Annotated in this window: 11 protein-coding genes; 2 read left to right on the top strand and 9 right to left on the bottom strand. The window is 68.8% G+C overall.

Features of this window, described 5'->3' with window-relative positions; translation table 11 throughout:
• Positions 1-123 precede the first annotated feature (123 nt).
• From ACAM49_RS21870 to ACAM49_RS21845, 6 genes are all read right to left on the bottom strand, one after another.
• Entirely contained in the window at positions 124-1,071 is a 948-nt protein-coding gene (locus ACAM49_RS21870) for a DUF6569 family protein (protein WP_369637405.1), read from the bottom strand.
• A gap of 12 nt (positions 1,072-1,083) precedes the next feature.
• Positions 1,084-1,323, bottom strand: a complete 240-nt coding sequence (locus ACAM49_RS21865) for a hypothetical protein (RefSeq protein ID WP_369637404.1) — start codon at positions 1,321-1,323, stop codon at positions 1,084-1,086.
• Complete coding sequence (locus ACAM49_RS21860; RefSeq protein ID WP_369637403.1) at positions 1,320-2,741, bottom strand: hypothetical protein; 1,422 nt, start codon at positions 2,739-2,741, stop codon at positions 1,320-1,322. Before ACAM49_RS21860 ends, ACAM49_RS21865 begins: the two co-directional genes overlap by 4 nt.
• A 68-nt stretch (positions 2,742-2,809) precedes the next feature.
• Positions 2,810-3,922 carry a zinc-binding dehydrogenase gene (locus ACAM49_RS21855; protein WP_369637402.1) on the bottom strand — a complete coding sequence of 371 codons (1,113 nt, stop codon included), beginning with the start codon at positions 3,920-3,922 and terminating at the stop codon, positions 2,810-2,812.
• Positions 3,922-5,043: an acyl-CoA dehydrogenase family protein gene (locus ACAM49_RS21850; protein WP_369637401.1), complete on the bottom strand. Its 1,122-nt coding sequence runs from the start codon at positions 5,041-5,043 to the stop codon at positions 3,922-3,924. Before ACAM49_RS21850 ends, ACAM49_RS21855 begins: the two co-directional genes overlap by 1 nt.
• A 9-nt stretch (positions 5,044-5,052) precedes the next feature.
• Positions 5,053-6,219, bottom strand: coding sequence for an acyl-CoA dehydrogenase family protein (locus ACAM49_RS21845; protein WP_369637400.1), 1,167 nt, complete (start codon positions 6,217-6,219; stop codon positions 5,053-5,055).
• 117 nt (positions 6,220-6,336) lie between these two features.
• Here ACAM49_RS21845 and ACAM49_RS21840 point away from each other — a divergent pair, with 117 nt between their 5' ends.
• Both ACAM49_RS21840 and ACAM49_RS21835 read left to right on the top strand, forming a co-directional pair.
• The gene (locus ACAM49_RS21840) at positions 6,337-7,287 is read left to right on the top strand and encodes a patatin family protein (RefSeq protein ID WP_369637399.1); all 951 of its coding nucleotides are present in this window, start codon (positions 6,337-6,339) and stop codon (positions 7,285-7,287) included.
• Complete coding sequence (locus tag ACAM49_RS21835; RefSeq protein ID WP_369637398.1) at positions 7,284-7,868, top strand: QsdR family transcriptional regulator; 585 nt, start codon at positions 7,284-7,286, stop codon at positions 7,866-7,868. Before ACAM49_RS21840 ends, ACAM49_RS21835 begins: the two co-directional genes overlap by 4 nt.
• On the opposite strand, the gene ACAM49_RS21830 is transcribed toward ACAM49_RS21835, so the two are convergent.
• The 3 genes from ACAM49_RS21830 to ACAM49_RS21820 all read right to left on the bottom strand — a co-directional run.
• Positions 7,854-8,507 carry a DUF3159 domain-containing protein gene (locus ACAM49_RS21830; protein ID WP_369637397.1) on the bottom strand — a complete coding sequence of 218 codons (654 nt, stop codon included), beginning with the start codon at positions 8,505-8,507 and terminating at the stop codon, positions 7,854-7,856. The two genes, ACAM49_RS21835 and ACAM49_RS21830, sit on opposite strands and share 15 nt — an antisense overlap.
• A gap of 163 nt (positions 8,508-8,670) precedes the next feature.
• The gene (locus tag ACAM49_RS21825) at positions 8,671-9,789 is read right to left on the bottom strand and encodes an alkaline phosphatase family protein (protein WP_369637396.1); all 1,119 of its coding nucleotides are present in this window, start codon (positions 9,787-9,789) and stop codon (positions 8,671-8,673) included.
• 319 nt (positions 9,790-10,108) lie between these two features.
• Positions 10,109-11,951 (bottom strand): heavy metal translocating P-type ATPase (locus tag ACAM49_RS21820; RefSeq protein WP_369637395.1); only part of this gene is annotated, 1,843 nt, incomplete at its 5' end.

Below are 11,951 nucleotides of genomic sequence, written 5' to 3'. Positions count from 1 at the left end.
GGCGGGGCGTTATTCGCTTAGCAGGCGATTCTGCTTGATCTGGAATCAAGGTGGATCCCGCCGTGCCCGGCTCAGTTCCCGTACTCACTATTCAATGCGCTATTAAGGTGTGGCGCAACCTATTTAATGGATCGCGAAGAGCGAGGCGTAGACCGGGCGGTCGTGCTCGGTCACCATCTGGCCGGCGACCTGCGTACCGGTGAGGGTGTGCAGGCGCAGGTCGAGGTGACGCTCCTGTTCGACGCTGGACATCTCGGTGTCGGCGGGCATCCAGTCGCGCAGGGACTCGGCATGCCGCTCGCGGCCGCGCTCTAGTTCGGCGCGCAGTTCCGCGAGATCGCGCGCCTCAAACGGCTGCGGCTCGACGCGCGGCGGCTCGGCCCGCCAAGCCGCGACACCATAGGCGAAGCACACCAACGGCATCCACATCTCCGCGAAGTAGCGCGGATCGGGAGCGATCTCGAGCCCCGCGAACTTCTCACCGACGAAGAACAGCGCGCCCAGCTGGCCGGGCAGCAGTTCCAGGCGGCTGCGGAACTGGGTGAGCACCGCCCGCTTGCGGGTGAGGATCTGCTCCAGGTGCCCGCGCGGCGGCAGCCCGTACCGGCTGTTCACGGCCGAGATATCGCTCCACAGCTTGGAATACCCGGGCTTGCCGCGCAGCGCGAGCGCCTTGGCGCGCAACTCCATCGGCAGCACGAAGAACCACTGATCGCGGCCCTGCAGGTAGCCGCCCTGCGCGGCCTGCACGCAGCAGGCGTCCTCGAACAGCCGGGTCTCCCCCGCGCTCATGAGCGCGGCCGAGCACAGCGCGTGGTTCTGCGCACCCTCCTGGATGTAGCCGATGTGCAGCGGCACGATGGCCACCCCGGAGGGCGCGCCATTGTGCAGCTCCACGCTGCCGTATCCGACAACGCGATTCAGCTTGAGGCCGGACCGCGGCGGCACGATGCCGGGCCGCTCGGGCCCGAAGATCGGCACGGCGGTGAGCGCGCCCGCGACCTGCGGTGCGCCCAGCGCGTACCCGGCCAGGTCGACCGGCGCACGCACCAGGGTGTCGAGTCGCTTCATGGTGGGAACTCCTTATCCGGCCCGTTCGGCCGGGTTGTGCGCGAGCACGTCGAGCTCGGTGATCAGGGGACGCTCGAACCAGAGCGGCCCGCCCAGCCGGACGACCGAGTCGAGGATGCGGACCAGCCGGGCGCCGGGCCCGTCCGAGCGATGCTGTCGCGCCGCACTTTCCGGGATGTGATCCGTGCCGGGCTCCGGCACGAGCCGCCCGCGGGGACACCCGGGGCGAATGACGTTGTCGAGCAGGGTCATCCGGTCACTCCTTCCAGGCGAGCGTCGAGGTAACGGTGGGCGGCCGCGCGGAGCCAGTCCGCGCCCGCGGGGGTGCGGGCGAACAGCCAGGGCAGCAGGGCGGCGAAATCGTCCTGGTGCCAGAATCCGGTGGTCGGCAGGGCCGGCGCCGGATCGCGCAGGGTGCGGTCGTCGCTGCCGGTGAACATGGCGCGGCACACCATGATCGGGGTCCGCACACCGATGGCCGACAGGGTCGCCGCAACCCGGGCCAGATCGCCGGGTAGCCGGTTCTCGTAGCCGTCGGTCACGACGATCACCAGATCCGGTGCGCCGGAAGCGGTCTCCTCCCCCGCGGTCTGTGGATCCTCGACGACAACACGTGCGGGCACGACGTTCGGTTCACCGAACGGTCCCTCGGGATTCGCGCCCGGCCGCGGACCGTCCATCGCGACAACGGTTTCGAGCGCGTCCAGCACACCCGTCGCCAGGTCGGTCGGGGCGGACTGCCCGGCCCCGACCTCGATGACGCTGAGCCGTGCGCACACCCGATCGAGCACCAGGCGCAGCGCCTCGGCCTGCGAGAGCAGCGCCCATTCGCGCTCGCCGTAGCCGCGCATGGACTCCGACGTGTCCAGGACCAGAGCGACGTGGCCGGGCAGGCGCGGCACGGCGCGCGTCGCCGCGGCGATGTAGGCGGTGAGCGCGGAACCCAGCTCGTGGGCCGAGCCGCCGCGGAAGAGGTGGACCAGGGTCGCCGCGATATCGCCGCGGTTGGTGACAGTGACGATGGACTCGCGCACGCGGACCGGCTCCAGCGGTGCGACGGGCTCGGTGAGCACGGGCACGCCGTGGGTGCCGGGCGCGTAGAGCTGACGTACGCGCTCGACCGCTTGAACCGGATTCGTGGTGAACCGCAGCACCTTTCGGCGCAGCTCGGGCGAATCGACATCACCCTCGGCGATCAGCCGCAGGCAGCCGCGCGCGGTGTTCTTGCCGAGCGCGTGCTCGAAGCAGTCCACCAGCGCGGGGCGGCGGGCGGCGATGAGCAGTTCGGCGTCCGGGTGATCCAGGACGAAGGCGAGGATGGCGCGGGTGACGTGCTTGTGGTTCGCGCGCAGGCGGCGGGCGGCCAGCAGCACTGTGACGACCTGCGCGGGCGGCAACCCGAAAATCAGTGCGCGCGTGGCCTTGTCGAGCACGACGCGGGAGGCCTCGGGCAGGTCGGCGCGCGAGGCGAGCAGCGTCTGCAGCAGGACGCGAGTGCGCTGGCTCTCGTGCACGCCGGGCACCAGCGCGAGCAGCAGGTAGCACTCGGGATCGGTGGCGTGGGCGGCCCGGTGGAATTCCGCGTCGTCCCACGACACGACACCGGCCCGGGTCAGCGTCAGGGGCGCGCCGTGGGTGCGGAGGTGGTCGAGAATGACTGCGGTGTTCACCCATCGAGTATGGGAGCGCCGCACCGCAGAAATCCATTCATTTTCGGTGCGGCGCAGCCATTCTGGATTCAGGAATGGTCGAAAATAATGATTTGACGGACTGCCTTACCATCCGCCAGCAGATCCATTGCCTCATTGATTTCCTCGAGCCGAATGCGCGAGGAAATCAATTTCTCCACGGGCAGCCGTCCGTCCCGCCACATCTGCTCGTAGCGCGGAATGTCCCGGCCCGGAACGGCGGAACCGAGGTAGCTGCCCACGATGGTGCGCGCCTCGGCCGTGATGCTCAGCGGCGGCAGCGTCACGGTCGAGTTCGGTCCCGGCAGGCCGACCGTGATGGTCATGCCACCGGGTTCGGTTGCCGCGTAGGCGGTTTCAAATGCGGCGGGATGCCCCGCGCATTCCACCACATACCGTGCCCGCACCTTTTCCTCGGCGATCTGCTCGGGCGTGTACGTCTCGGTCGCCCCGAGTTCCTTCGCCATGGCGAGCTTGTCGTCCATCCGGTCCACGGCGATAACCCGCTCCACGCCAACGGCTTTCGCGGTCAGCAGCGCCGCCATCCCGACGCCGCCGAGCCCGACCACCATGAGGCTGTCCTCGGGCCGCGGCTTCGCCACGTTCAGCACCGCACCGCCGCCGGTGAGCACCGCGCATCCGAACAGCGCCGCGATCTCCGGCGGCACCGAATTGCCGACGGGCACAAGCGAAGCCCGGTCCACCACGGCATGCGTGGCGAACCCGGATACCCCGAGGTGATGCCGCACCCGCGCGCCACCCCGTGACAGGTGCCCGCTGTGGTGCAGCAACTCCCCGGCCGTGTTCGCGGCGGTGCCCGCGGCACAGGGCAGTTGCCCGTCCCGCGCGCACGCGTCGCAGTCCTCGCAGCGCGGCAGGAAGGACATGACCACCCGTTGCCCGGTAAACAGATCGGCGACCCGTTCCCCGACCGCCACCACGGTGCCCGCGGCCTCGTGGCCGAGCAGCATGGGCAGCGGGCGCGGCCGATTGCCGTCCACCACACTGAGATCCGAGTGGCAGAGCCCGGCCGCCTCGATGGCGACCAGGACCTCGGTGGGTCCGGGATCGCCGAGTTCGAGCTGGCACACGCTGATCGGGCGGGAGTCCGCGTAGGGCCGCTCGCGCCCGATCGCCTCCAATACCGCGCCGCGAATGTGCATCAGATCTCGACCATCTGGTAGTCGGCGACGTAGCCGCCCAGGTAGCGCAGGTGGTCGGTGGAGTCACCGAGGGTGTGCTCGATGGCGGTGAGCCGCGCGGTGTAGTGGCCGACCGGGTATTCGTCGGTCATGCCGATGCCGCCGTGCATCTGGATGGCCTCCTGCCCGATATGCCGGGCGGAGCGGCCGATACGCAGCTTGGCGCGCGACGCGACGACCGGGTCGACGATGCCGTCGGCCAGCGACATGGACGCGTACATGCTCATGCCGCGCGCCAGTTCGAGCGAGACGTACATGTCCGCGGCGCGCTGGGTCAGCGTCTGGAAGGTGCGCAGCGGGACGCCGAACTGCTTGCGGGTCTTCAGGTATTCGGCAGTGAGCCGCAGCGACTCCTCCATGGCGCCGATGGCCTCGGCGCACAACGCGGCCTGCGCCCCGGCCAGGGCGGCCTGGATCGCGGCGGACGCATCGCCGGGCTCGCCGAGCGGTTCGGCCGTGACACCGTCGAATTCGATGTCGGCGCCGCGCGTTCCGTCGTGTCCGGCATAGGTCCGGCGGCGCACGCCCTCGGCGGTGGGATCGACCAGGAACAGCCCGACGCCGCCCTCGACGGCCGCGCTGACGATCAGCAGATCGGCGCAATCACCGTGGGAGACGGGGTGTTTGCGGCCGGTGAGCCGCCACCCGTCCTGCCAGACCGCCTGGGTGGCGGTCTCGGTGGCGGGCCAGCGCAGGCCCGGTTCGCCGTGCGCGAAGGCGAGCTTGAGCTCCCCCTCGGCGATGCGCGGCAGCAGATCCTTGCGCTGCGCGTCGCAGCCGACGGTCGAGATGAGCCAGCCCGGCAGCAGCGCGCAGTCCAGCACCGGTTCGGGGGCGAGGCTGCGGCCGATCTCGGTCATGATCAGCATGGCCTCGATGGGGCCCGCACCCATGCCGCCGTCCTCCTCGGCGAAAGTCAGTCCGAGCAGGCCGATTTCGGCGAAGGTGGCCCAGATCTTGGGGTCCCAGCCGAGCTCGGTGCCGATCATTTCGTTGCGGCGCTCGGGGGTGTAGCCGCGCGAGAGCACGTCACGCACCGTGTCGCGCAGCATTTCCTGTTCGGGGGTGAGATCGAAATCCATTGTGCTGCCTCACAGTCCGAGGATCGTCGAGGCGATGATGCCGCGCTGCACCTCGTTGGATCCTCCGTAGATCGATGTCTTGCGATAGTTCAGGTAGGTGGCGGTGCTGCGGCGGGCCCAGTCGGGATTCGACTCGTCCTCGCGTGCGACCGAATCCGGCCCGGCGATGTCCACGAGCAGTTCGGTGACCTCCTGCTGCAGCTCGGTGCCGCGCAGCTTGAGGATCGAGGAGACCGGGTTGGGCTTGCCGTCGGCCGAGCCCGCGGCGACCCGCAGCTGCACCAGTTCCAGTGCCAGCAGCTCGTTCTCGAGTTCGGCCAGGCGGGTCGCGAACAGCGGATCGTCGAGCAGGGTCTTCTCACCCAGGCGGGTCTGCTTGGCGTGCTCCTTGGCCAGCCACAGCTTCACCTTGGTCTGCCCGACCGCGGCGATGCCGGTGCGCTCGTTGCCGAGCAGGAACTTGGCGTAGGTCCAGCCCTGGTTCTCCTCGCCGACAAGCTGATTCGCGGGGACCCGGACGTTCTCCAGGAACACCTCGTTGACCTCGTGGCCGCCGTCGATGAGCTTGATCGGGCGCACGGTGACGCCGGGGGTGTCGAGCGGGAAGAGCAGCATGGAGATGCCCGCCTGCTTCTTGGGCGCGTCCGGGTTGGTGCGCGCCAGGCAGAACATCCAGTCGGCGGACTGGGCGGCGGTGGTCCAGGTCTTCTGGCCGTTGATCACGTACTCGTCGCCGTCGCGCACCGCGACGGTGCGCAGCCCGGCCAGGTCGGATCCGGCCTCGGGCTCGGAAAAGCCCTGGCACCACCAGATGTCGAGGTTGGCGGTGGCGGGCAGGAAGCGCTCCTTGAGCTCCTGCGCGCCGAAGTGCGCGATGACCGGGCCGATCATGTTCGTGTTGAACGTGAGCGGCTCCGGCACCGAGGCCAGCTGCATCTCGTCGTGCCAGATGTGGCGCTGGATCGGGGTCCAGTCCTTGCCACCCCATTCGACCGGCCAGTTCGGTGTGGCCAGCCCGTGCGCATTGAGGATGCGCTGGGTGGTGACGATGTCGTCCTTGCTCAGATCCTGCCCGTGCCGGTGCCGGTTGCGGATCTCGGCCGGGATTTCGCTCCGATAGAACGCGCGCAGCTCGTCGCGGAAGGCGAGCTCGTCGTCGGTGAGCGCTAGTTGCATGCGTTGACCTCCAGTTCCATGGCTACCCCCGCCATCGCCGGATATGATACACAGAGACTGTCGTGTCTCAAATAGGGTCGTATACTCGAACGTCCCAGCACCCCGAAAGGAGCGTCCGTGCTCGAAGAAAGCGCACTCGGCGCCGGCGAACTCATCGCCCGGCGGCATCGCGAGGGCAGCCTGCCCGGACAGCGCACCGACGCGCACCGGCTGGCGCTGGTCATCGAGGGCGGCTCCTCGCGCGGCGCGTACTCGCACGGAATGGCCATGGCCATCGAGGAATTGGGTGTGCTGCCCTGCTTCGACGCGGTGTACGGGGCCTCGGCGGGCGCGTTGAACGCGGCGTGGCTGCTGTGCGGGCGGGCGGTGGAATCCAAGCGGGCCTGGAATCCCGAGGTGATCAATCGGGTGATCAATCCGAGCCGGGCGCTGCGCGGCGGCAAGGTGGTCGATACCGAGTACCTGGTGCACACCGTGTACGAACGGCTGGTGCCGATGGATTTCCCGGCAATCCTGGCCAATCCCATCACTTTCCACCCGATCGCCACCGACGCCGACACCGGCGCGGCCGTCGATCTGCATCCTGAGCTCAGCGATCCGCACTCGGTGCAGATCGCTCTGAAGGCCTCGACCTGCCTGCCGATCCTGGCCGGGCGACCGGTCCGCATCGGTACGCGGCGGTACGTCGATGCCGGGCTCTCCGAATCCGTCCCGGTGCGCACGGCGCTGGCGCAGGGGGCGACCCGCGTGCTGGTGCTGCGCACCCGGCGCGATGACGAAACCATGCGTCCCCCTTCGACTCTGGAGACCCGGGTGGTGGCCCGCTTCCTGTCCCGGCACGCGCCGGGCACCGTCGAGCCGTGGCTCGGGCGGGTGCGGCGGCACCACAGCGATGAGGCCGACTTCGGTTCCGATCCGGCCGTACTGCAGATCCGCCCGCCGCACAGCGCCCCCGACATCGGCCGCGTCACCCGCGATCCCGCGCTGCTACAAGAGGCGCTGACACTGGGACGCGCCGCGACCGCCGCGGTCCTGTCGGCGTACCTGGCCCCTAAGCTGTCCGCGTGACGCGCGCGGAGGGAACCAGAGCGCCGGGCCGCCCGGGCGCGGCCAGCCCGGAGGATGTGCTCGAGGCGGCCATCGAGGTCTTCCTGGCGGGAAAACGGCTGGACGTCAATGCCATTGCCGCCCAGCTGGGGGTGGGCCGGGCCAGCATCTACCGCTGGTTCGGATCCCGGGACGGGCTGCTGGGTGCGGCGGTGGCGCGGCAGCTGGAGAAGGTGGTGGCCTACGCCGATCGGCGCACCAGCGGAACCGGCGGCGAGCGCCTGACCGCGGTACTGAATCGCACCATCGATCTGCTGGTCGAGAACGATGCGCTGCGTTGGTATTTCGACAACGAGTCCACCGCGGCGCTGCGCCTGATCACCCGTGGCGACGGGACCGTGCACCAGTCGGCGGTGGCCCTGGTCGAGCGGTTCATCGAACGCGCCGAATCCGAGGGCTACGAGCCTCCCATCGAACGCGACACCCTGGCCTACGCCCTGGTCCGGTTGTGGGAGGCCTTCCTCTACAACGATGCGGTGGCGGGGTTCCGTGGTGATGTGGACCGCCTGCGCAAGGTGCAAACCGCCCTACTGCGCGCTTGAGGTCTTGAGCGAGCGCCGCACCCACAGGAAGGTCGCGGCGATGGCGACGACCAGCAGCGGCTTGCCGAGAATCAGTGCGACGGTACCGAGAATGACCACCTTGTTGGCCAGGTACAGCGGCACCATGATCACCAGGTGCACCGTCCAGAAGGCGAACCAGGCCAGACTCACCTTGCGGTGCAGGCGAATTCGCTCCTGCGGGTCGGCGTGGTCGGCGGGCTCCAGGCCGACCTTGCGGCAGATCCAGTGGCTCAGCGACCGTCCGGTCACCAGCGGCACACCGAAAGCCACCGCGCCGATCACGCAGATCAGGATGTCCGGCAGATAGAAGCCGCGACCCTCGCCGGTGATGCCGACGAAGAGCGAGAACACGGCCACGGCCGCGACGCTGATGGCGACGGTCTTGACGGTGTCGCCCTTCACCACCCGGTAGAGGCCGAGCATCACCGCGACCGTGAGCGCGATCAGCACGCCGGTCTCCGCGGTGTCGGTGGCGTATCCGATGAGGAATCCGATGGCGGGGGCCGCGCCGTCGAGCAGATGCCGGGGCCCGCCCAGCGCCATGAACTTGCCCCACATCTCGGCCGCACCCGAACGCTGGTGATCGACCATCGCCTTCCGGTGCCTGCCCGTCTCCACGAGAACTCCTGTAGCCATTGTGCGGCCGCCTTTCCTGCGTCGACCTGGGTTTGTCGAGCCATATTGCAGTCTGACTGTAATAAGAACCGCCCGAGTCAGGCAATGACTTATGACCCACCTCGCGCGCTCCGCGACCTGTGGTCCACGCCACGGGCTATCAAGATCAGGGGGTGGCGATGAGGGGGATGAGTTGTTCGGCGGGGGTGCGGGCGCCGTGGTGGCCTATGAGGGAGGACTCCAAGGGTTCTGCCGCGGGGCGGATGAGGACCGCGCTGCCTTCGGCGACGGCTATGAGGTCGCCGATGCGGGAGGCGATCACCTCGGTGGGCGGGGTCGGGCCGAACCAGTGCTCGTCGATGGCCTGTTCGCGGGCGATGACCGTGGCGTGCGAGGACAGCTCGGCCGTCCATGCCGCATGAGCGTCGGACAGGGCCGCGGGAGAGTCGAGGTAGACGTGGCGGACTCGGGCCTCGCCGCCGATGAGGAGGACGTCGCGGTGCAGGGTGGGACGGGTGTCGAGGTCGATGATGGTGTCCGCGTGGATCATTCCGTGGTCGCCGGTGATCAGCACCGTACAGGTGGGCGGTAGTTCGGCGAACAGGTCGGCGATGCAGGCGTCGATATCGGCGAGCATCGCCAGCCACTGCGGGGATTCGGGGCCGTAGAGGTGGCCGTTGCCGTCGAGGTCGGCGAAGTAGGCGTAGGCGAAGCGCGATGCTCGGTCGGAATGGTTTGCGACAGTGAGGATTCCGCTGCGCAGCTCGTCCAAAGTGCTTGCCGGGTGCAGGATGCCGGGCGCGCGGAAAGCGGCGCGGGTGAGGCCGGATTCGCGTTGGTAGCCCGGGATCACGTAGTGCACTTCCACCCCGTGGGCGGCGAGGTCTTCCAGGCGACTGGGTCGCGGCTGCACGGATTCCGGCGGGAACTGGCCGCGGGCATCCGCACCGGTCGCGCTGTCGAGCTTCCAGCGCAGGGAATTCAGCAGGCGGGGACCGTCGCCGTCGGGCAGGGCGAAGCTGTAGCCGATGATCCCGTGCGTCGCGCAGGGTGCGCCGAGGGCCAGACTCGTGAGGCTGGTCGCCGTGGTGGCGGGGAAACCCGCGGTCAGCGTCGTGGTGACGTGCGCGGCGAGAGTGGGTGCGATATCGTCGATGAGCAGCACGACGACGTCCCGATTGGGTGTGAGCCCTAGCGGATTGCCCGGATCGAGTCCGAAGGTCGCGGCGACGGACGGCAGGATGTCGGCGAGCGTGTGCGGCGTCCCCGGTGATGCACTGGCCATCCGCCGACTCTATTGCCCGCCGTCCCCATTGCCCGAATATGCGAAAACCGCCCCCGGGGAGGCGGTTCTTTCGCTTGCGAGAGCCGGATCAGGCCAGGCCCCACGCCTTCAGCAGGTAGGTGATGTTGGCGGCGATACCGGTGAGGGTGTTGGCCAGGTTGATCGCGGAGGAACCGAGGTCGATGAGCGGCATAACGTGTCCTTCGGGCTGGGTACAAAGTGCAGACCCACTGTATTAGGACTGGCTAACTACGAGCATCATGAATCGACTCACGACCTCGGCGTGCTGTAACCCGGGCCACACCGAAACCGGTGCCGCTCAGTCGCGTTCGGGCAGCCGCAGACGCTTCAACGACAGGGCGTTCAGGGCGACGATAATGCTCGATCCGGACATGGACATGGCCGCGATCTCCGGGCGCAGGACGAAGCCGAAGGCGGGTTCGAAGACACCGGCGGCGATCGGCAGGGCCAGGCTGTTGTAGCCGACGGCCCAGGCCAGGTTCTGATGCATCTTACGCAGGGTGCCGCGGCCGATGCGCAGGGCGGTGGGGACGTCGAGCGGGTCGGAGCGCATGAGCACCAGGTCGGCGGTCTCGATGGCGACGTCGGTGCCCGCGCCGATGGCGATGCCGAGATCGGCCTGGGCGAGCGCGGGCGCATCGTTCACGCCGTCGCCGACCATGGCGACTTTCCGTCCGCCGGACTGCAATTCGATGATCTTGGCGGCCTTGTCGCCGGGCAGCACCTCGGCGATGACGGTGTCGATGCCGAGTTCGGCGGCGATGCGTTCGGCCGTGGCCTGGTTGTCACCGGTGAGCATGACCACCTCGACGCCCATATCGTGCAGGTCCGCAACGGCTTTGGCGGAGGTCTCGCGCGGGGCGTCGGCGATGCCGATGACGGCGGCGGCCTTGCCGTCCACGGCGGCCAGCACCGCGGTCTGACCCGCGCCCGCCACCCGGTCGCGGGCAGCGGCCAGCTCGCCGAGGTCGATGTGCTCCTGTTCGAGCAGGCGGCGATTGCCGATGACGACGCGGCGGCCGTCCACGGTGGCGATCGCGCCGTGACCGGGGACGTTCTGGAAGTCCGCGGCACGAGCGTCGTTCGAGCCGTGCTCCTTGGCGTAGCGCACCACGGACTCGGCGAGCGGGTGCTCGGACTCGCGTTCCACGGCGGCCAGCAGCGGTAGCAGGTCTGATTCGGAAAGCGTTGACCCGGTGACGATTTCGGTCACCTCCGGCTCACCCTTGGTGAGCGTGCCGGTCTTGTCCATCACCACGGTCTGGATGCGGGCCGAACTCTCCAGCGCCATCGCGTTCTTGAACAGCACACCGCGTTTCGCGCCCAGGCCGGTGCCGACCATGATGGCGGTCGGCGTGGCCAGGCCCAGGGCGTCCGGGCAGGTGATGACCACGACCGTGATGGCGAACAGCATGGCCTTGGCGAAGGTGGCGCCGGCCAGCAGCCAGACCACCAAAGTCAGTGCGCCGCCGAACAATGCGACCAGCACCAGCCAGAAAGCCGCGCGATCGGCCAGCTTCTGGCCCGGAGCCTTCGAATTCTGCGCCTGCTGCACCAGATTCACGATCTGCGCCAGCGCGGTGTCCGAGCCGACCTTGGTGGCGCGCACCCGCAGCGTGCCGTTCTTGTTGAGCGTCGCCCCGATGACCGCCGAGCCCGCCTCCTTGTGCACCGGCAGGCTCTCACCGGTCACCATGGACTCGTCGACCTCGCTCGCCCCGTCCTCGACGGTGCCGTCGACCGCGATCTTGGCGCCCGGCCGCACCAGCAGCAGATCCCCGACTTGCACATCGGCCGTAAGGATTTCGACCTCTTGACCGTCCCGGATCACCACCGCCTGCGGCGGCGCGAGATCCAGCAGCGTCCGAATGGCGTCATTGGCCCCGCCCCGCGCCCGCATCTCGAACCAGTGCCCCAGCAGCACGAACGTCGCCAACATGGTCGACGCCTCGTAGAACACCTCCCCGCCGCCGGTCAGCGTAATCGCCAGCGAGTAAAGCCATCCCGCCCCGATCCCCACCGCGACCAACACCATCGTGTCCAGCGTCCGCGCCTTCAACGCCGCCCACGCCCCCGTGAAGAAGATCGTCGACGCATAGAAGATCACCGGCAGACTGAGCACCAATTCCCAGATATCCGCC

It is taken from the genome of Nocardia sp. JMUB6875 (assembly GCF_041154655.1).
In the GTDB taxonomy this organism is placed as follows: domain Bacteria; phylum Actinomycetota; class Actinomycetes; order Mycobacteriales; family Mycobacteriaceae; genus Nocardia.
This window is presented reverse-complemented; position numbering and strand designations above follow the sequence as displayed.